This is a genomic window from Dyadobacter sp. CY343 (assembly GCF_021390335.1).
GTDB lineage: Bacteria > Bacteroidota > Bacteroidia > Cytophagales > Spirosomataceae > Dyadobacter.
On sequence record NZ_JAJUXK010000001.1, the window covers coordinates 1,562,671 to 1,584,273 of the forward strand.

19 protein-coding genes are annotated in these 21,603 nt (G+C 42.3%); 9 read left to right on the forward strand and 10 right to left on the reverse strand.

From position 1 onward, the window contains the following. From LZG94_RS06410 to LZG94_RS06455, 10 genes are all read right to left on the reverse strand, one after another. Complete coding sequence (locus tag LZG94_RS06410; RefSeq protein ID WP_233791078.1) at positions 1–1,152, reverse strand: glycosyltransferase family 4 protein; 1,152 nt, start codon at positions 1,150–1,152, stop codon at positions 1–3. 192 nt (positions 1,153–1,344) lie between these two features. Next, positions 1,345–2,241, reverse strand: a complete 897-nt coding sequence (locus tag LZG94_RS06415; RefSeq protein ID WP_233791079.1) for a glycosyltransferase family 2 protein — start codon at positions 2,239–2,241, stop codon at positions 1,345–1,347. Between the two features lie 6 nt (positions 2,242–2,247). Further along, positions 2,248–3,402, reverse strand: coding sequence for a polysaccharide pyruvyl transferase family protein (locus LZG94_RS06420; RefSeq protein WP_233791080.1), 1,155 nt, complete (start codon positions 3,400–3,402; stop codon positions 2,248–2,250). Between the two features lie 5 nt (positions 3,403–3,407). Further along, the gene (locus LZG94_RS06425) at positions 3,408–4,475 is read right to left on the reverse strand and encodes a nitroreductase family protein (protein ID WP_233791081.1); all 1,068 of its coding nucleotides are present in this window, start codon (positions 4,473–4,475) and stop codon (positions 3,408–3,410) included. Continuing rightward, complete coding sequence (locus LZG94_RS06430) at positions 4,472–5,923, reverse strand: lipopolysaccharide biosynthesis protein (RefSeq protein WP_233791082.1); 1,452 nt, start codon at positions 5,921–5,923, stop codon at positions 4,472–4,474. The genes LZG94_RS06425 and LZG94_RS06430 overlap by 4 nt, the downstream gene beginning before the upstream one ends. 38 nt (positions 5,924–5,961) lie before the next feature. Next, positions 5,962–7,104 carry a GDP-mannose 4,6-dehydratase gene (gmd, locus tag LZG94_RS06435; protein ID WP_233791083.1) on the reverse strand — a complete coding sequence of 381 codons (1,143 nt, stop codon included), beginning with the start codon at positions 7,102–7,104 and terminating at the stop codon, positions 5,962–5,964. Between the two features lie 333 nt (positions 7,105–7,437). Continuing rightward, on the reverse strand, positions 7,438–9,816 hold the full coding sequence (locus tag LZG94_RS06440) for a tyrosine-protein kinase (RefSeq protein WP_233791084.1): 2,379 nt from the start codon (positions 9,814–9,816) through the stop codon (positions 7,438–7,440). Between the two features lie 52 nt (positions 9,817–9,868). Then, positions 9,869–10,687 carry a polysaccharide biosynthesis/export family protein gene (locus tag LZG94_RS06445; RefSeq protein ID WP_233791085.1) on the reverse strand — a complete coding sequence of 273 codons (819 nt, stop codon included), beginning with the start codon at positions 10,685–10,687 and terminating at the stop codon, positions 9,869–9,871. Positions 10,688–10,901: 214 nt separating this feature from the next. After that, positions 10,902–11,648 (reverse strand): tyrosine-protein phosphatase, encoded by a 747-nt coding sequence (locus tag LZG94_RS06450; RefSeq protein WP_233791086.1) that lies wholly within the window; start codon positions 11,646–11,648, stop codon positions 10,902–10,904. A 122-nt stretch (positions 11,649–11,770) separates the two neighbouring features. Further along, a complete protein-coding gene (locus LZG94_RS06455; protein ID WP_233791087.1) occupies positions 11,771–13,174 on the reverse strand; it encodes a capsule assembly Wzi family protein in 1,404 nt (467 codons plus the stop codon). Positions 13,175–13,578: 404 nt separating this feature from the next. Here LZG94_RS06455 and LZG94_RS06460 point away from each other — a divergent pair, with 404 nt between their 5' ends. From LZG94_RS06460 to gmd (LZG94_RS06500), 9 genes are all read left to right on the forward strand, one after another. Continuing rightward, a complete protein-coding gene (locus tag LZG94_RS06460; RefSeq protein ID WP_233791088.1) occupies positions 13,579–14,220 on the forward strand; it encodes a DUF1080 domain-containing protein in 642 nt (213 codons plus the stop codon). 14 nt (positions 14,221–14,234) lie between these two features. Beyond that, the gene (locus LZG94_RS06465) at positions 14,235–14,705 is read left to right on the forward strand and encodes a YdeI/OmpD-associated family protein (protein WP_233791089.1); all 471 of its coding nucleotides are present in this window, start codon (positions 14,235–14,237) and stop codon (positions 14,703–14,705) included. 59 nt (positions 14,706–14,764) lie between these two features. Beyond that, positions 14,765–15,139, forward strand: a complete 375-nt coding sequence (locus LZG94_RS06470) for a hypothetical protein (protein WP_233791090.1) — start codon at positions 14,765–14,767, stop codon at positions 15,137–15,139. A gap of 58 nt (positions 15,140–15,197) precedes the next feature. Next, positions 15,198–16,463, forward strand: coding sequence for a hypothetical protein (locus LZG94_RS06475; protein ID WP_233791091.1), 1,266 nt, complete (start codon positions 15,198–15,200; stop codon positions 16,461–16,463). Between the two features lie 176 nt (positions 16,464–16,639). Then, positions 16,640–17,914 carry a DEAD/DEAH box helicase gene (locus LZG94_RS06480; RefSeq protein ID WP_233791092.1) on the forward strand — a complete coding sequence of 425 codons (1,275 nt, stop codon included), beginning with the start codon at positions 16,640–16,642 and terminating at the stop codon, positions 17,912–17,914. Between the two features lie 165 nt (positions 17,915–18,079). Then, positions 18,080–18,802 (forward strand): DUF1361 domain-containing protein, encoded by a 723-nt coding sequence (locus tag LZG94_RS06485; protein ID WP_233791093.1) that lies wholly within the window; start codon positions 18,080–18,082, stop codon positions 18,800–18,802. Between the two features lie 32 nt (positions 18,803–18,834). Next, positions 18,835–19,566, forward strand: coding sequence for a class I SAM-dependent methyltransferase (locus tag LZG94_RS06490; protein WP_233791094.1), 732 nt, complete (start codon positions 18,835–18,837; stop codon positions 19,564–19,566). A gap of 3 nt (positions 19,567–19,569) precedes the next feature. After that, the gene (locus LZG94_RS06495; RefSeq protein WP_233791130.1) at positions 19,570–20,280 is read left to right on the forward strand and encodes a pseudouridine synthase; all 711 of its coding nucleotides are present in this window, start codon (positions 19,570–19,572) and stop codon (positions 20,278–20,280) included. A gap of 165 nt (positions 20,281–20,445) precedes the next feature. After that, positions 20,446–21,558, forward strand: a complete 1,113-nt coding sequence (gmd, locus tag LZG94_RS06500; protein WP_233791095.1) for a GDP-mannose 4,6-dehydratase — start codon at positions 20,446–20,448, stop codon at positions 21,556–21,558. The last annotated feature ends 45 nt before the right edge of the window (positions 21,559–21,603 follow it).

A 21,603-nucleotide genomic window follows, 5' to 3' on the forward strand; every position in this document is an offset into this window, starting at 1 on the left:
TTAGCTAAGCAGCTGTTCGTACACCTCCATTACTTGTGTGGTAGCAGCACTACTGTCAAAAATCTCTTTTGCTAACTTCACCGATCTTTCTCCCATTTCTCTCCTTAATTCCTCACTCGTGCCTAACAAAACGCAGTATTGTACCAACTCTCCAAGGGTTTCATATAGGTAACCCGTCTTACCATGAACAATTAATTCGTTCACACCACCAACATTCGCTCCTATTGTGGGTTTGGACATAGCAGCGGCTTCCACTATAGATCTTGCAAAGTGGGGTTCAGTAAACGGCACGATTAATACATGGGAAGAGGCGATTAAGTTGGTAATATCATTTCTGTAAGGCATCAGATAGACATTGTTATTTGATTTAGCGGCTAGCTTTACTCGGTTTGCGTAGGTATCGGACGTATTCTCAGGCAAACCTGCTAAAACAAATTTAAATTGCGGGAATTCCTCCTTTAGTTTGCTAGCTGCTTCAATTAGCTCCAAGGCTCCGTTCCCTTTGACAATCCTAGCTAAGTAGAGGAATATTACGGATTCACTATGTAGGCTCAACTCGTTACTTAGTATACTTGACTTGACAAGCGGGTGGTATTCTCTAAAATCCACAGAGTTATATATAACTGTCATATTACCCTTAACTTTCATAGAAGCCCCTGTAAAATGGTCAATTGCTATGAAGTGGTCGACGAGCAAATGATTCATGTGTTTAATGACGAAGGCAGAAAAAGAGTTCTTCAAAAGTGGTTCTCTGACATGACATACGACCTTAATTTTCTTGCTATATATCTTCGCTGCCAGCGCCACAACAAACAAGCTTGTAGAATTAAGATGAAGAATATCAGGTTTTTCTCTTATTATTTGACGGTAGGCCGCAATTAAAGATGATGGTAATCTTAAAATGTTAGAAAGAAATATTTTGAAAGACATACCAGTTACAGTAGATCCGTGAAATGGGAAAATACTGTCGTTAACAATTAAATCAATTGGCTTCGCTTCAAATAATTCCAGCACTTTTCCTTTAAATATGCACAAGACCGAGATCGAATATTTTGAAGAGTCCATTTGATCCAATAGAAACGAGAGACTTCTTTGAGCTCCGCCGACAGCGCGGCTGTGATGAACATATAGAATCTTTTTTTGTTGTTCCAATATTCAGTTTTTTTTAAGGATTTGTACTAGAAAAGCTAATTCCGCTATCATTTATGTTGTGTAGAGAATTTAGGGAATATCGTAACAGTATAACTTCCTCAGATAAATACCTCATTAAAACCTTCCTGAGCTATCAATGCTTTGAACAGGAGGCGTTTCATAGTGAGACTGACTGTTCACACAAACAGTTGCCTACTCTCGGGAAGCAATTCTGCCAAATGACAGTTTAAACTCTTCTAATCTTTCTATGTAAACCAGATAATACTTTACGAGGCACACAATCACCTTTTCTTTTAAAGACAGGTCCTTTCCGTAACGACCCAAATAATAGAACAAATCCATAAAAGGAGGTTTGACAGCTTTAGCTAGCCTGATGAATGAATTGAACTTGCCAAACTTGTTAACCGCCGTTCGTCCACCTTCAATCCGTTTGGATTTTCTAATAAGTTGACTCAAATCGGATCGCGCCGGGTGCTTGATGATAACATTACTTCCGAAAACTATTTTAAATCCGGCTTGCTCTGCGCGCCGAGACCACTCGTGATCACCACCCGAAAATAAATTCTCATTAAATCCGCCTACCGTATCAATTACTTCCCGACGCGTAAACATGTTACCAGTTACACTTGAGGCTAATTTTTCAACAACATGATCCTGTTTAAAGGCATAGACTTTCTCATAGAGTTCGGCAGGAGTGAGTGATATGCCTTTATAGAACAGATCTATTCTTCCCGCAATTCTACCAACATTAGGGTTTTGAATAAAAAGGTCAACAGCATTAGATATCCAATTCTTGTCTGGAATACAGTCCGAATCCGTAAAGCCTATGATATCGCCGGAAGCATAAATCAAACCCTTATTTCGGGCAGAATATGATCCTGCCTTTGATTCATGAACCAGCTTAAAGTTAAAAGGTAAGACTAGATCAGCTGGTGATGACGATTCTCGATCGTTATTTACAACAATTACTTCGAAATGCTCCTTGCCGTAGGTCTGTTGCTGCAAGGCCGATATGCAAAACGCCAATCTGTGCCAATCTTGATATATTGGAATAATAATAGATACCTTCGGTTCTCTTAATTGCTGCATTTCTGTTCAACTTCTAATTGAATCAAGGACCATGTTCCACATTGACTGAGAGAGCTCCTTTTGAACAGCAGATCCTTCCTTCAGGCGCTTATGGATTTGATCGGACGAATTTGGGTTAAGCACCAACTCTAATTTGCTTTTCAAACTTTCGCCGGATAATTCATCGTTTTTGATTAAGCCCTCTGAAAAGTTGTAGTCTTCCATCAAAGCCAGATACTTATGACTCCATCCTACACATAGACAAGGTACTGATTGGGACAATGCACTAACCAGACCGTGAAAACGAGAAGTCACAACTGCGTAGGATTTTCCGATAATTCCCTTTACTTCCAGTGGATTTTCCACCGTTAGTATAGGTATTTCTTTAATGAAGGTTTTATTTACATCAGTTGCTAGCTTCAGATCCTTCACCCCCTCATGAATAAGGAAATAAGGCGATTTGCCGCTAGCAGTAATTATTTCAGTAATTTCATTGAGAAACTCCACATAATTTTCTCTGCTGTTAAACGTATTCGATTCTAGAAGCTTATTATTCGGAATAATTGCAACTTCATATTTAGCAGGGTCATAGTAATCAGGCACAGAGCCTTTCAAAAGATTAGTAAAGTCGGGTTTTAAATGGATGTTATTCTGCGTTGCCGAAATATTCTTCAAATAACTCAACGAATATTTATCCCTGGCGAACACTAAATTCGAATTATTTACAATTATTTTCATCTTTTCTTTTAATGCCGAATCTTCAAAAGGCCCAAAAGCTTGCGATAACATAATAATCTTTTTTCCTTGCTGTCTCCAATTCTCAATATGATTAGCTAATCTGGTTCCAGCTTTTTCCGCACCCCAAAAGTCACCAAATGCAAATCCAGAGCCGTCTAGTACTACGTCGATATCTTTTTCCAGGACAAAGCCAGTCGATCGTAAAAGACGCATGGGAATTAATTGACCCCAAAAGGCAGTATCTATGCCGAATTTTTTCATATTTAACTTCGTATGAATTCCGACCTTACGTTGACTCGCGATTGGAGCACTTCCTCTTTTTTCCATTACAAAGATGGCTTCCGGCAGCTCCTGTCGTAATTTCTCGAGAATAGCGTATAGCATCAATTCTGCACCTTTGTTGTGAAATTCAACTCCGCGTAATTCTATTATGTAATTTTTCATTGCTGCTAATTGTACTTCCTAATTTGATGTAATGGTCTTTTCTCTGAATACGCAACGAGCCCGTCCGGATCTGGATATCCTATCCCCATGCACATAATTGGACGCTGATAAGGTTTAAGGTTTAGAAACGAGTGCATTTTACTTTCACGAGCTTCAATGTCTGGCCAATTGATTGAGCAACTGCTGAGATTCATACTTTCAAGAGCCAGCATGAATGACATTGATGCCAAAGAAGCGTCTATGTACATAACATGCCGATCTCTTTCGTCGAAGTAAGCATCCAGATTCCCAACGAGGACGATCATTACGGGTATAGAATGCCCATACCCCGAAGTACCCATGGGCAGTTTCACCACGTTTTTCACCATCTCGGGATCGTCAAAGACTCGAAATTCAAAGGGCTGCCTATTACATGCGCTGGGAGCTTGATTCGCAGCTAGAATGGCCTTGTCTATAAGTTCTCTTGGCACAGGCCTGTCTAAAAACCAACGTACAGACCTCCGCTGTTTACACAAATTATAGAATTGGGTGTAATTTACGTTATTAGCATCCTGCTTTGCACGGTGATATGGGATTGACTTAGTTGTGTGAGGTTCCAAGGCCGTTGACGGATTTTCCTTTACAATCAATCTAAAACGAGCTTCTTCCTTAGAAATATTGGGATGAGAGAGATTGATTGTGCTGAAGTATTCATTGAGTACATCATAAAACCACTTAATTTGCGCGTTATCATTATCATCTTTACCAAGTTTCCAAATTGCTTCGAAACTGTCAATTGTTTCAGTGATGTATTCTTTGCCAAACAAGTCTCTCCGGGGTTTCATAAGAAGCCCCTTCTCAATTCGGTGTGTATTTCTTACAAGCAAGAAGTAGTTATTCTTATTTTTCTTAGCCTCATCAATATGTTGTATTTTCCCCGCAAGCACAGCTTGTATCTCCCTGTCGAAAGACCTATCAAATAAGAAGTAATATAATACAGATAATTTGCGTGACCCGACGGAGAGTCTTGCGAAATTATCATCAATTAGCTGCCTTACTAATTTTTTAGGACGTTTTAATAATTCCTTAATCATAGCTTTTTCTTTGAAAGTCGTAATTCTGCAAACTGTGCTTTAAATTCATTTCCCATAATCAGCCAAATAGTGACTACATAGATCAAGAATAATATTGTCCCAGCTATAATATAGTGAACATGAAATTGTTCGAACAAAACGGTTGATATTACGAACGCCACAATCGCACCGATCCAAGGTGTTTTAACTGCTGAAAAAAACTCCAAAGCACTTATCTTGATATTTAGAAGATTGTTAAATGTATACTGAGCTATTATTACAGCGAACACTTTATTTATGAGAATTGCGCAGGCAGCACCCACAATGCCGTAATAGTAGATTGAAAATATTAGTATCGGTATGTAAATTGCAGCTTTAATAAGTTGCAACTTTAATTCTAGTTTTGGTCTACCCATTCCCCTGATAAGAGCCGTGTTACTGTTTACGAGCATATGAATCATTACAGAAATTGACAGAATTTTCAGAGGGAAAACGGATTCTTGCCACTTATCGCCAAAAACGTTAACGGTAAAAGGATCGCCGAGTGTGACAAAAAAGACCATAATTGGATATATCACAAGACTGTTATAGTTAACTACTTTCAGATAGTATTTTTTGAGTGACTCAGGATCAGACTGTTTTTTACCATACATTGGGTACATGACATTATTGATGACAGCCATCATTCTTCCTCTGAAAGTGTCGGTAAGCACGAACGCAAATGTATAAGATCCCAGCGCCTGAGCAGTCAACAGCTTGCCTATTAAAAGATAGTCAACGTTATTAATTAGATAGTTAATCACGCCAGTACCAGTGGTATAGACACCAAATCCAAAAACATCTTTAAAAGCTGAGTAAGACCACATTCTCTTAGGAGTCCATTTGGTAGCACTGAAATACAGGGGTATAGTAATTGCTATTGACGCCACTGAGTTGAATGCTAGCGACCAAATTCCGAATCCGCTAAACGCTAATATCAGCGAAAGGCTTCCCGCAATAATATTGGATATATTATCAATGAATGCCATTTTCTTAAAGTCCATTCGCTTTGTAAGCTGCGCTTTATGAATCAGGTTAACCGGACTTGACAAAATCCCTAAACTTATAACAGGTATGAGCTTGGTGAGAATTGGCTGACTGTAAAAGTCTGCTGCCAACGGGCCTACTAGAAAACTTATAACAGCGTATAGAAACACTGACCACCCCAGTCCAGTCCAAAAAGCGGTGTGAAAGTGTTCTTCACGAAGATTCTCATCCTTCTTTTGAACGAGAGCCGCGCCTATACCGATATCATTCAATACCTGTACAAAACCAGTGAAAACAGTTGCCATTCCTACTATTCCAAACTGCTCAGGAAACAGAAGTTTAGCAAGGACTAATCGAATAACGAAGGTAAATGACTGATTTACAACAAGCTGTATTGCATTCCAGAAAATTCCCTTTACTACCAGCTTTTTTGAATTATCCATTCAGTGAGTCAGCTAGATAAGCAAAAATAGTCAAGATCTTATTCGAAAAAATTCATTACGTCGAAGCCTTCCTTCAAAAGCAACTTATCCTTCTGAAACAATCGAAGATCGGCAGATGCCATGTCTTCGATCAATGTATCAAGAGTGTGTTTTGGTTTCCAGCCTAGCTTCTCATTGGATTTGGTCGGATCTCCTATAAGCAACTCTACCTCAGTAGGACGGTAGTATCTAGGATCAATTTTCAGGACGACGGAACCAATTCGCAGGTGGGAGCAAGAGTCGATATTCAATTCTTGTAAACGGGGATGATTTATAGATGAAATTATCCCTACTTCGTTGGCCTCACTTCCTTTAAAATCTAGTTCAACCCCTAAAAAAGCAAAAGTCTTTCTTATGAACTCTCTAACCCGTGTAGTAACACCAGTTGCAATAACAAAATCTTCTGATGTTTCTTGTTGCAAAATCAGATACATTGCTTCGACGTAATCTCTCGCATGTCCCCAATCTCGCTGCGCATCAATGTTTCCCATATGCAAACAATCTTGAAGACCTAAGACAATTTTTGCCGCAGCACGTGTAATCTTTCGTGTTACGAATGTCTCTCCACGTAGAGGCGATTCATGGTTAAACAAAATTCCGTTTGAAGCAAACATTCCATAAGCTTCACGATAGTTTACGGTAATCCAGTACGCGTAAAGCTTGGCGACAGCATATGGTGATCTTGGGTAGAACGGGGTTGATTCGGATTGAGGAACAGCCTGAACTAGACCGTAAAGTTCCGAGGTGGAGGCTTGATAAATTTTAGTTTTCTTTGTCAAGCCTAACAGTCTTACTGCTTCGAGAATACGTAAGGTTCCGATGCCATCAGCATTCGCCGTATATTCAGGCATTTCGAAACTTACCTGGACATGGCTCATTGCGGCAAGGTTGTAAATCTCGTCAGGCTGCACTTCCTGAATTGTTCTTGTCAAATTCATGGAGTCAGTGAGATCCCCATAGTGCAAAATGAATTTGGGATCAGAAACGTGGGGATCCTCATAGAGATGATCAATTCTTTCCGTGTTGAAAAGTGAACTTCTTCTCTTTACACCGTGGACAATGTATCCTTTACTTAATAAAAGTTCGGTCAGGTATGCGCCATCCTGCCCGGTCACGCCGGTTATTAATGCAACTTTTGCCATGATTATTTAATCGTTGAGTTTTCCCTTAATTATTGTCTAAACTATGGTAAGCCGTACAGTAGACTTGTCATAGTTTATGTACCAGCCGTCCAATTTTACCAGGTTAATTATACTTATGTCGAAACGCTGTGTAACATTAAGTAGCCTAAATCTAACTGCTAAGCGACAAAGCAAGATCGGTTAGAAGAGGTTTTTATCCAGCTTTCTCCACTAAATGGCCAATAAAATATCGTCCGGTAGATCTTCTAATCCGCCACCTATTCGCGACGGCGGAAGTTTCTTTCAGACACTATAAGCAACTTGCAATGAACATAGCGGAAGACAATTATTGTATTAGCTGCGCGTAATCATTCGCCTTAATTTGCTTTCGATGTTTTGAATCTGACTTTTCTTTTCATCTTCATAGTACCCATATCCATATCCACCATACCCATATCCGTAACCATATCCTCCCCCGTATTTAACTCCGTTATAGATGATGGACAAGTTGGAAAAACGTTTTGCGCGTTGAAGGTCTGCGATACTTTTCAAATGATCTACCAAAGTATAGTTGAACCTAACAAGATATAAGGTTGCATCCACGTACTTTTCAATTAGAGCGGAATCCGTAACAAGGCCAAAAGGCGGCGAATCAATTAAGATGTAGTCATATTGCTTGCGTAATTCAGCGAGCAATACCGGAAGTCGACCATTACTAATGAGTTCTGATGGGTTTGGTGGGATAGGTCCGCTAGGTAGAACATCAAATTTAGGATGAATGCCGGTTGGCTGGATGATATCTGTGTAATTTCCTTGCCCTATTAGACAATTTGATATTCCGTATTTATTCGAAATCTGGAGCCGGTCATGAAGCGACGGCTTCCTTAAATCCAAGCCAATTAGTAATACACGTTTATCTGCGTATGCTAAACTAGCAGCCAAATTTATACTAACAAAACTTTTACCCTCACCCCCAACAGAAGATGTAAACATTATAATGCGACAATTACCGTCACCCAGGTATTGGAGATTTGTTCTTAAAGCTCTAAATTGTTCAGCGACAGCACTTCTGCTCGTCATTTTAATAACAGAACCTGCAAGGGTCTGTGGCTGGGCCGCTTTCATGTGGCCTATTTCACCAATTACAGATGTCCTGGATAGCTGCTCAACTTCCTCCCTTGTTTGTACGGAGTTATTTAAGAGTAGTAGCAAATTAATTATTAAAAAAGGAAGTAGAATCCCGACGGCAGCAGAACCAAACCATACAAGAAGCTTTTGTGGTTTAATAGGAGACAGAGAAGCGGAAGGAGCGTCAACCAGTCTACTGTCCGTTACAGTGGCAGCGTAACCAAGCGCAGTCTCTTCACGTTTCTGAAGCAGATATAGATACAATCCCTCTTTTATACTTTGTTGCCGTTTTATACCAACATATTCTCGCTCCTTCTGAGGAATACTTCGTAATCCGGCCGAGAACTTAGTATTAACTGCTTCCAGGCTTTGCCGCGTGACGTCCAGGCCTCGACGAAGATTTTGAACGTTTTCCCGAATCGCTTGCCTTGTATTAGTTATCTGAGTGTTTATCGTCCCTAGCAAAGGATTATTTGCTTGGGTCGTCTGCGCATATTTGTCTTTCTGAATTTGAAGCTCGTTGTATCTGGTAAGCAGGGACACCAGAATAGGATCGTTGATCATGTATGTTGCAGGCGCAGGACTGCCATCTCCGGCGTTCTTGATATAATTATCTACACTCTCTAGTACGCTGATTTTAATGTTGACGTCATTCAACTGCGCATCGTTTTCTTTGATGTTTTGCAAGAAGAGATTTGACTCGGCACTGATGTCTGTTAAGCCCTGATTCTTTTTATAAGATTCCACATCTCGCTCCACATCGCCCAGCTCACCGGTGATCAGCCCCAATCTAGACTCAATGAATTTAAGGGTATTGCTAGCCTCACTATTCTTGTCGTTAAGAGATGATTGCACATATACGTCAAGCAACTTGTTAAGAACGTCCTTGCCTCGTTGGATAGAAACATCTTCAAACGATAACTCTAATACTGTACTTTTTGGGTTAGGTTTGGAAATTTCAAGCTTCCCCAGAAGCCTAATAGTTAATGGTTTGATATCAAGGAATTTTATATTAATTGTTTTGTATTCTGATGACGGACCCTTCATGATTGAGAATACACCCCACGGATTACGCAGCTTCTGTCCATACCTATATTTTGCTTCCTCGTCATTAATCTGAAAATGATCGTTATCCACAATATGTATTAGCATTGGATTGCGGTAAGCAAACTCAGAAATAATTTCTGAACGAACTACAATTGGACTTGCCTTGTACAAATCAACCGTTTTCAGCCCGGCCTTCGTTTCAAATGTCACATCAAGCTGCAGTTCTCTTATAGTTTGCTCCATAAGGGATTGTGACTTCAAAACTTCAATTTCATTCTCTACAAGCTTGTTTCCTCCGAATTGAGCCATTTCCTCAATAATATCATTACCGGTTCCACTTGCACCCTTCTTTGAATCCTTGATCAACAGCTTTGCCTTGGCAATATAGACCGGCTGAGTTACTTGCAGAAAAAAGAACGCCGAAATTAGCACAAGCGCTAAGCAAATAGGGAAAAGGTACCAATATCTTACATAGCCTCTTAGATAGTTCCGGAGATTAAATTTACTGTCCTGATCATCCAGTTGCTCATTGCTCCAGTTGAGGTGTTGATTTTCCATAAAGTTGTTGCTTGATGTACTTGTAATAAATTGGTGTTGAGTAATGCAAGTTCTAGTAGAGTCTGAGGCGAGTAACAACCAAAGCAATAGCTGTTACAATACTTAGGAAAAGAGGGGCCAGTTGAACTGTTCTGTCAGTCGTGTTCATACGTGCTTTGATTGGCTCAACATATATCACGTCATTCTTATGGAGATAATAAAAAGGAGATTCGAAGACATTGCGGGAAGTTAAGTCTACCCTCGCATATAGCCTTTCGCCTTTTTCTTCACGAATTATCATTATGTTACTGCGTTTTCCGTATATAGTTAAATCTCCGGCTAAACTAAGTATCTCTGGTAGTGTTATCTTTTCATCAGGTATGATGTAAACAGACGGCCTATTCACCTCACCCAGCACCGAAACTTTGAAATTGATATTCTTAATATTGACGGATGGTTCTTTAAGGTACGTAAGGAGCCTATTGCGAATTGTATCTGCTGCGACCTGCATCGTCAGGCCTCCAACTCTAATCTTGCCAACCAGAGGCAGCTCAACAGTTCCTTCATTAGTTACAAGATAACCGAAAGGTTGCCTTGAAGAGCTAGCGCCTCCACCGTAGCTCATAGATGTAGACGTATATTCATTGGCTGCGTTAAAAATCGAGTTAGCTTCGGCATTTAAACTTCCAACTACAATCGAAAGCATGTCATTCGCAGCAATAGTCGGGACATAAGTTTGAAGGATTTTTGACGATTGCAGACGGGTTGTGTCACCTTGGAAATATACAATAGATTTTGGGGAGACGCATGACGTTGTTCCTGAGATCATCGCAATCAAAGCAAAGAAAACTGCAAATGAGATCAACTTTACTTGGGAAGAAAGTACATTCATAAAATAACGTTAAGTGTTTTTTTTTAATGTAGAGCTTGTCAACAAACGCTCTCCTCGATTATTTTGCACTTTTTTGCTTACATGTGGCATCGGCCTTTGTCAATGATCCATCAAGTCCTGCTAAGCGTTACATTAAAGAGGATGAAGTCTGATTCTTGATAATGTGCAAATGAGTATTTTTTGCGTAATCGACACAAATATAGAATAAATTCAATTATTCACCCTGAACTTTTATAAGTTTTTCATTTTGAAAGGGGTATTTGTTTAACCAAGTACCTACTCTCGTACCCCTGATCATCTGGAGGTGCTCTATTTTGTGAGCATCAGTCCCCAGGAATGTAATTAACGAGTTTTTTAGAAGCCATTCAGCCATCCTCCTAATTCCATCCCCATAAAAACCAGTTACCGATAAAATGTTGATCTGCAATTCACAACCTTGATGCACGAGTTTTTGATAGATGCTAGGGTCGGAGTAAAAGTATGTATACCGTTCTGGATGAGCCAATACCGGCTGGTATCCTCTCTCCAAGATGGCAAATAAGGTCTCAGATGTATTAAGTAGAGGCGTTGAATAGGGTAGTTCGACTAGGATACGGTTCCCTGGCATGGTGAGTAATTCTTGGGGACGGTTCAATAGTTCACCGAAGTGTTCGTCAAGGAAGTACTCTGCCGCCGCATCAATCTGGATGCTTAATCCTTCTTCCACGCATGCCCTACGAACTTTTTCTAATCCTGATAAGATGATCTCTGGTGTGTTTCGGTAGCAATCCCACATAACGTGCGGAGTAGTTATAATCTGGCTGTAGCCAAGATTCTGCATTTTTCTTGCCATTGATACAGCCTCTTCAATAGTTTGAACGCCATCATCAATGCCGGGGATAAGGTGAGAATGAATATCTATTCCTATATGGCTTAGATTGAGATTCATGCCTTTTTTGCTTTTAAATAGCCAATCTAGCATATTGTTAAATTTCGTGCGTGGAGACTGGATGTCGACACTCAAATTCTGATAAAATGATTAGTTGAGATAAGTTAGTAACCCTAAATATTTTGAAGAAGTGAAATCTGTGACCTCTGGATAAATCATAGTAGGCGCTTTGAAACTTTTATAGAAACACCAGAAGAATTATACAAGAGCTTTCCCAAGTCGAGCCCAAATGCTGCCCCTGCCTTCCAATTGTTCGCTAAAGTTCTCTCACTGATAATGTACGAAGAAAACTGATTTACAGGCTGAAAATCTGCCGATGTGTCATGTGTTCCATAGTTGCGAGAATAAGAGAATTTCGCGATCGTATTCCACTTGCCAAAGATTAAATCAGTTCCCAAATGGAAAGCAACAAGCCTGTTATTAATGAAATAGTTTCTAGGATTCGATGCTTGATCGTTTCTGGCATAATGTACCGGTGTAATGAACGGAGTACCCAGACCATTGCCCCTATAAGACCAACCGTTAGCATAAAGATAGTGATTATAATAGTCTTCGTTTCCTGTGGGTGTTGGTTTCGACCAGGATTCTCCGGCCTGGTCCTTAGTGTATAGCATTTCTAATACAAAGCGTTTCCAATAGAGCTTGTTCTGCTGAGGCAATTTATTAAGAATGGATAAGCCATTGATGCCATCAGCTATGTTCGCCAAGTGGTAGAGTGCTCCGACTTCGTAGAAACTTTGTCGATAGGCACTGACTGTCAAACTGTTAAAGTCATATTCAAGTCGAAGGTCTATGTTCCCGACGTGATTTCCGACCTTGCTAAATGCCCAATTTTTCCCTAGTACGACTGATTGATATTTTTGCCAATCCGTCAGTACAAAGGATTCGAATATCTCGGCTTCGCTACCCCAAAATACCTGGTCGTTGAATCCGCCATATAATCTGAATCGCCAATCAGGCATACCAATTCTGGCATAAAATGACTTTTGATGAAAGTATGTTTTGGCATGGTCAACACGTTTGCTCTGGATAGTTTGGTCGCCAAGCCAACCATGCGCGAAAAGACCTTTGAAGGCAAATAGCTTGCCAAAAATAGGTACCGCATAGAATTCTGGAATGGCAATTTGAATTTTGGGTATCCCTAATGCATTTCCTGAAACAGAGAAGTTTCCGGTCGTCAGCAGCGTATCTGTGAGGCCAAACGTTTCTCTCATCCGCCCGCCTTTTATCTCAAAAATACCAATCTTTAACTTCGCAAATCCCTGGATTAAAATTAGCTCAGAACTTCTTCCGCCGTTTGCTCTTCCCTCGAATCCAGCTCCCCAGTCCATAAGCTTCACCGCTGACGTGTCGTAGTTCTTTTCTGCGGCCGCAACGAGACTAACAGATGGACCTGACAACGGGATACTCCCATTCTGATTACTTCGCATCCAAAATGGAACGTGGTCTTTGGTTGTCGTGAGTGCTTGCGCTTCGATGTCAGCAGTGAAGTTCCTGAACTGGCATTCGGCGTCAACGAATGCACAGGCAAGCACCAGTGTAAAGGAGATCTTCTTCATAACGTTGAGTGAGATTGCTAAGTCGTTATCGAATAGCTTTTTTGGTGTAATATTACAAAAAGTTGAATTGTTAGTGGCAAGGAAGTGGCCAATTTTATCTTTTCTTAACTTTGAATGTACTGTTATGTGTTGATTTACAGTGGTCTATGTCTTTGTATTTGCCCCTTTATTGGTAAATACTTCACTCTTTAATTTTTCACGAAAACTGTATTATCCATCGATCAGTCAAAAATTTGCTCATGTAAATGAAGGTCACTATTATGGCTTTGGGGGGCGGTCAGCTAAGGGCGTTATGATTTTGATCAATGCTTCGATTGCCAGCAGATTATAATAGTAGTTTTTAATCATCGGTTTACTTTTAATTTAAACATCTTCAATACTTATTCAGTCAACCAAACCACCATATGCAAAGAACAATCTTTACCTGCGGCGCTTCGCTGCTCTTCATATTTATTACATCAATATCCTCCCACGCTCAGGACGGCTGGATCTCTCTCTTTAACGGAAAGGATCTCAGTGGCTGGAAAGTCGGCGCTAATGCAAGCTCATTCACAATTGTGGACGGGACAATCCAGGTTGCGGGGCCGCGCGCGCATTTGTTTTATGAAGGGCCGGTGAAAAATCATATGTTCAAAAATTTTGAGTTCAAAGCCACTGTAAAAACTCAAAAGGGCTCTAACTCCGGCATTTTTATTCATACTGCATACCAGGAAGACGGCTGGCCTTCGCAAGGTTACGAAGTGCAGGTAAACCAGTCGCACACAGACTATAAGCGCACGGGCAGCTTGTATAATGTGGTTGATGTGAAAGAAACTTATGTGAAGGACGACGAGTGGTACACTGAGTATATCAAAGTGGAAGGCAAGCACATTACCATCAAGATCAATGACAAAGTGGTGGTAGATTACGAGGAAACGGATGTAGACAAGAGGGAAGGGGATATGAAAAATAAATTCCTGAAATCAGGCACCTTCGCCTTGCAGGCGCACGATCCGAAGAGCATTGTTTTTTACAAAGATATTATGGTGAAACCGCTGACAGAATAGCAGTATAACCTGATATGCAGGATGTAATACATTTCGAATCTACTCTCGATCGCCTTCCTAAAAAGGGAGGCGAATTTTATATGCTGGTGCCGGAAGAAGTAGCAGCGCAATTTGTGGAAGGCCGAAAGCCTGCGCGTGTACGTTGTGTATTAAATGAAAAAGTTGAGTTCCAATGCGCGATCCGACCGAGAGGCGGTGGAGGTTTTTATATTAATATAGGTACTCCTCTCCGGCAAGAGGGCAAATTTGTTCTGGGACAGAAACTTTTTGCAAAGGTCTGGAAAGACGAAAGTGAGTTCGGTCGTGATATGCCCGAAGAGCTGAAAGAGCTACTCGAAATAGACGAAGTCGGAAAGCGGCTTTTCTACGAATCTTTGCCGAGCAAACAGCGGGCAATGATCTATTACATCGCCGGGGCCAAGTCGGTGCAGGTTCGGATCGACCGGGCTATTATGTTTATTGATAGATTAAAAGCGGGGCAGTAGCTGCACTGACAATAAAAATCCCCTTTGTATATTCGCGGCTACTATAAAAACGTCCCGCGATGAGAAGAGTGGCTGTCCTGGTGATCTTGTACCTGTGCTGGATTACCTTTAAGAACTACAAAAAACTGGATTCTGAGCATGCAGCTACCGAGCTGGATACGATGAATGTGCTGCTGGCAGGCGTAGAAAATTATATCTCCCCTCATTCGAATATCGCTTTTCAAACCAATACACCCGCCGGCAGACACGGTGTGCTGTATTTCAAATCTGCACTGATATTAGCGCCGGCCGTTTTGCAGCTGGAAAGTAACGCTGATACGATATTGCTTCTCGAAGAACATCAGCTTCCGGAGATTCCTAAAGAACAGTATGAGACGATCTCGGCTGGGGATAATCAGCATCTGAAATATACCTTAATGCGCCTGAAAAGATAATATGCTGATTTTTGCCATTCTTTTATACTTTGCCGGTCTCCTTTTTTCAACCAGTTTTTTGCTACGCAAGTTTGCCGGATTGAATAGTCTGCTCAACTATCCGTTTTCGTTTGCACTTACCATTTCGCTGGCAGGTTACCTCCATTATCTGAGCCTGCTCTTTCAAATGGATTACCGCCTGCTACTCGCTGTGCCTGTTTTAGTCACAGGCCTCGCGGGATGGGTGTATTTCAAGGATATAAAAAGTAAAACACTGGCTCCGCTACAAGCTGCGAGTAATTTCAAACTCCTGATCATGGCTGTTGCAGCGTTGGCCCTTACCGCCGGCTTCAACCAATACGTCTACCGATGGGGTGATTGGGATGCCTGGGCGATCTGGAACCTGCATGCGAAGTTCCTTTTCCATCCCGAGTATTGGACTAATCTGTTCTTATATAGAGATAAGCTGCGGGTAACTCACCCCGATTATCCGCTCATGTTACCATCTCTGATTGCATTCATTTGGAGAGGCTTGGGTACGATTACACCGCTTGTACCTATTACGATTGCTCACCTGGTATTACTCGCAATTCCGCTAACCGTCTTTCTTGGGTTGAACCGATTTGGTCACCTGTTCTCCGCCGCGATCGCGCTGGCAATTTTCGGATTGGACACCAAGTTCATCAACGTTGCCGGGTCACAATATGCCGACACATTATTAGCCCTATTTATCCTCATAACATTCGTAGTCTATAAAGAAACAACTGCCGGCGGCAATGCAAAGCTGCTGGTACTACTTGGATTTTTCGCAGGCAGCGCAACGTGGATAAAAAATGAAGGCCAGCTGTTTTTTGTCGTCTTCTCGTTTCTATTTTTATTCCAAAACTTCCGCAAACCGGTTACGGTGCTGCGCTATGTCGCGGGAGCGCTGATTCCCTTATTGATCCTGCTACATTTCAAATTCGTGCTGGCGCCGGCCAACGATCTGGTCCATGCCAGCAGGGGCGCGGAACTGCTTGATTTGATCGCTTCTCCGATGCGTTACCTATTGATTGCTAAACATTTACTTTTAACTGCATTTGAATACTACTGGATCGTGATTCTGCTGTTTGCAATTGTTTTGTTCAACAAAATCCCGTTCGTAAAGACATTTCCGTTCGCGGTAATTACCATGGTTCTGTTAGGCTATTTCGCAGTGTACCTCACAACCCCGCACGATTTGACCTGGCATTTGGAAGCTTCAACGGACCGGTTGCTGCACCATATTTACCCGGCATGCATTTACCTTATGCTGTTAAAGCTCAGCGCCACGAGTAAGAGTGCTTTCTGGGCGAAATGGCAGTAGGCGGGCTAGAAGGTCTATGGAAGACTACGCTTTTGCCAATTCTCACTTGCATTTTTCCTTTAAAGGGCTTTTTTTGTTATATTTGTTAAAATCAAGCGGTTTGCTGACTCGGAAAATTTAAGTCAGCTCTTTCTATAAACATCCTGTCATAACGTGACAGATTTAAAAGCTGAACTTTGAATTTCGACGAATTTGAACTCCACGAGGACGTGATCAACGCCGTGGAATCTATGAACTACAAGCAGGCAACACCGATCCAGGAGCAAGCAATCCCTTACATACTTGACGGAAAAGACCTGCTGGCCTGCGCGCAAACAGGTACCGGCAAAACAGCCGCCTATCTGATCCCTATTTTAGATAAAGTAGCACACCAATCCAATATTCACACAGGTGCATTGATACTGGTACCGACCCGCGAACTCGCGGTTCAGATCGATCAGCAAATCCAGGGATTGGGATATTTTGTGGGCGCAACCAGTATTGCGGTCTACGGAGGCAACAAGGGCCCTGAATGGGACCAGCAGAAAAAAGCATTGACACAAGGCGCAGATATTATTATTGCCACTCCAGGCAGGCTCATCGCGCATTTGCAGCTCGGATACGTGAATTTCGGTGATATCAAACATTTGGTATTGGATGAAGCGGATAGAATGCTGGATATGGGTTTCCTGAGTGATATCCTCAAAATAATGAGTTTCTTACCAGCTCAGCGGCAAACGCTGATGTTCTCGGCTACCATGCCTTCGAAGATCAATGAGCTGGCTAAACGGATTCTGCAAAATCCGGAGGAAATCCGGCTCGCTGTTTCCCGTCCGGCTGACCGCATTGACCAGCAATTTTACCTGGCCAGCGACGAACAGAAGTTGCCGCTGCTGCTTCACCTGCTCAGTCAGGTACAAAGCACGAGCATGGTACTCTTCACCTCCCGCAAGTCTACCGTTGAGCCGATTGTGCGCTCATTGAGAAAGCTGGGAATGGACGCGCACGGTATTTCGTCGGATTCGGAGCAGGCCGATCGCGAGATTGTATTGAGGAATTTTAAAAACAGACAGTTTCCTGTCCTCGTGGCCACAGACGTTTTGTCGCGTGGTATTGATATTGATAATCTAAGTCACGTGGTGAATTACGATGTACCTCGCGATCCCGAGGATTACGTCCACCGTATCGGGCGCACAGCACGTGCCGAGTCCAAGGGAACAGCGATCACATTCATTAATGAGCAGGATCAGAAATACGTTTTAAAAATAGAGCGGCTTTTTGAGAAGGAATTAGAGAAAAAATCTGTTACAAAAGAACTTGGCTTGGGTGAAGCGCCGGCATTTGAGCCGAAACGTTTCAAGCCGCCCGGACGTAAAAAACCTTCCGGCTCTAAGGAGGGATCCAGATCCGCTGGTAGCGGACAGAAGCGTCGGAAACCTAAAAAAGAGTTCAATAACCCTTCTCAAGCATAAAATTTATTCAGAGTTCGTCATTGTGAAGCAACGGGGCGTGAAATAGTTCTGGTACTAAATCAATGTTTTCTTGTAATGAAAACGTGAGATAGTACTCGATTCCTATTTTTCCTTTTCATTTGTCTTGCTTTGTAGTCGACATGCATGAACCTAAATTGAGTACGTTTGGACCGTTTAATAGATTGGATAAGAAATTACAAGTTTAGCATCACCGACCCGCCGATTATCACGATGGAAGGGTTGTTTTCGCTGTTGCTGTTGTTGGTACTGAGTCTTGCTGCGGTTTTCTTCCATTTAATCAGAATTTTCTTTAATGCACCAGTCGATTTTTCGATGGACTGGAACCTCTTTCTGAGCTGGATACCCCTGATTGTCGCTTTTTTTGCAGATAGTATAACAAAACGTTTCCCGGACATGCCGGTCAGCCTGCTGCTGATCAGCATTATGTGGCTCGCATTCTTTCCCAATGCGCCCTACATGATCACCGATCTGGCGCATTTGAGCGTGGATTATCAGAGGGATTTAACCTGGCATGATACCATCATGCTTTTTTTCTACGCCGAGGTGAGCCTTTTCAATGGACTGGTTTCACTCTACTGGATACACCGAGCCTGGCGGCGTGTTTTTTACAGAAGGACAGCCAATATCATGTTGGTAATCAGTCTTCCACTTGCCGGATTTGGTGTGTATTTAGGAAGGGTTCGAAGAATGAACAGCTGGGATATCATCCACGAGCCGGGACTGATTCTTACCAATTTGTTCGATAGTATCATGGACAGAACTGCGCTGGTATTTAGTTTAGAAATAGGTTTGCTGCTTGGGATTCTGTACCTGGTACTCTGGGGGATCATCCGTTTTCGTATTCGTTATAATAAAAAGCAGCAGTAAAAACGGCTGTTCAGCGCTTCATATTAGGATTTATGCAAATATCAGGGAATATAAAGGATTCGTATTCTGCCCAATATGACCAGGATTCTGTCGCCTGGCGTAACACGGGAGCCAAGTATAAGGCACTCAACATCATCGAGCTTTCGAAAAATATCCAGTTTAAAAATGTATTGGAAGTTGGCGCAGGCGAGGGGAGTATTCTTAAATGGCTGTCAGAATCTAACTTTTGTGATGACTTAAACTGTGTCGAAATCTCCGAAAGCGGCATTTCACTGATCAAAGCAAAAAACATCAGGCATTTAAATGATGTATTGCTGTTTGATGGTTATCAGATCCCGTATCCGGACAACCATTTCGACCTGGTAATATGTTCGCACGTGCTGGAACATGTTGAGCATGAACGCATTCTGCTCCGCGAGATCAAGCGGGTTTCGCGCTACCAGATCTTTGAAGTACCTATTGATTTTTCATTTTATGTGGATAAAAAAGTAAAGCACTTTTTATCGTACGGACATATTAATATCTACACGCCCGGACTTTTTCGCTTTTTGCTGGCTTCCGAGAACTTTCAGGTTAAGCAGGATATTTGTCACTTATATCACGAAGATGTGATCAAACCTCTGTTTAAAAACAATCCGACCGGGCTTCTTGTGACCCGGATTAAATACGGTTTGCTTAAAATGCTTCCCTATTTGCGCGGCATCAAACCCAGTTCCTATGCAGTGCTGACTGAGAAATCGGAAAAACAATTGTCCATTTTTTAAGTGATTCCCGAAAGCATTCCTACGCTGCCAATTTTGTATCAGGACGAATACCTGGTCGCGGTCAACAAACCGCACGGGCTGCTGGTTCACCGGACTTCCCTGGCTGTTGACACAGATCAGTTCGCAGTACAAATCCTGCGCGATCAGCTTGGTCAGCGCGTTTACCCAGTACACAGGCTCGACAGAAAAACCGCCGGCGTGTTGCTATTTGCATTGAATGAAGAGGTGAATAGCCTGATGCAGCAGCAGTTCCAGAACGGTCAGGTAGAAAAAACTTACCACGCCATCGTCCGCGGCTTCACGCCAGATTCGGGCGAGATCGACTATCCGCTTAAACGCGACGACGGTGTTGTCCAGGAAGCTTTCACCGCTTTCCGCACCCTTCAGAGAACCGAAGTTCCTTTCCAGACCGGCAAACACGCCACTTCCCGATATTCTCTCGTCGAGCTAAAACCCACCACCGGCCGCATGCACCAGCTCAGAAAGCACATGGCGCACATCATGCACCCGATCATAGGCGACCGCCCACACGGCTGTAACAAGCAGAATAGGTTTTTCAAAGAAAGATTTGGAATGGAGACAATGTTGCTGCATGCGTATTTCGTTGCGTTTGCCCATCCCGTTACAGGAATTCCCGTTCAGATTTACGCTGATTTAAGTCCTGAGATGGGGAACACTTTTGAATTATTTAATTTTATAAGTTGGGCGGATTGACAAACTTATAGTCAGACGGAGACCAGTCGCGTGGAATTTTCTGGGAAGAAATTGGCTTCATCTTTGAATATTTTACGAAAAGTAGGTATCAGAAAAAAGCATTTGATTTATTAGTATTTTTATCGGCAGATTCTTCCAGTTTATACTTCACTTTACCAACGTTAAATGAAAAAAGCATTAATTACCGGGATCACCGGTCAGGATGGTGCCTATCTTGCTGAACTCCTTTTGAGCAAAGGATATGAAGTGCACGGTATCAAACGCCGCAGCTCTTTGTTCAATACCCAGCGGATCGACCATATTTATGAAGATCCGCACGAAAAGGATGTGCGTTTCCACCTGCATTACGGTGACCTGAGCGATTCTACCAACATCATCCGCATTATCCAGGAAGTACAACCTGACGAAATATATAACCTGGGTGCGATGTCGCACGTGCAGGTAAGTTTTGAAGAACCTGAGTATACGGCCAATGTGGACGGTATCGGTACCTTGCGTATCCTGGAAGCAGTTCGCCTGCTTGGTCTGACCAAGAAAACGAAGATATACCAGGCTTCCACTTCTGAGCTTTACGGATTGGTACAGGCAGTGCCGCAGTCTGAAACCACCCCATTTTACCCGCGTTCCCCTTACGCAGTTGCGAAACTGTACGGGTATTGGATCACGGTCAACTACCGCGAAGCTTATGATATGTTCGCTGTAAACGGTATTCTTTTCAACCATGAATCGCCTCTGAGAGGCGAGACTTTCGTGACCAGAAAAATTACCCGCGCAGTTGCCCGTATCGCACTGGGCTTGCAGGATAAAGTGTATTTGGGTAACCTGGACGCACAACGCGACTGGGGCCACGCCAAGGATTTCGTAGAGGCAATGTGGCTGATATTGCAGCAGGAAACGGCCGAAGATTTTGTGATCGCAACTGGTGTTACCACCCGCATTCGTGATTTCGTTAGAATGGCATTTGAAGAAGTTGGTATTGAAGTAGAATTCTCCGGTGAAGGCGCTGGTGAAACTGCGAAAGTTGTAAAATGCAACCATGCAGATTTCCAGATTGAAATAGGCAAAGAAGTAGTTGCAGTTGACCCACGCTATTTCCGCCCGACCGAAGTGGAGCTATTGATTGGCGATCCGACCAAATCGATGACCAAACTGGGCTGGAAACCTAAATACGATCTGAAAGCATTGGTGAACGATATGGTAACAGCGGATGTAACCTTGTTCAAAAAGGACAGACTTTTGGAAAGCAGCGGTCACCGCGTTCCGAATTACTACGAATAAGCGCATTCACCTTACGAGAAAATCCCGAAACGAACTTTCGGGATT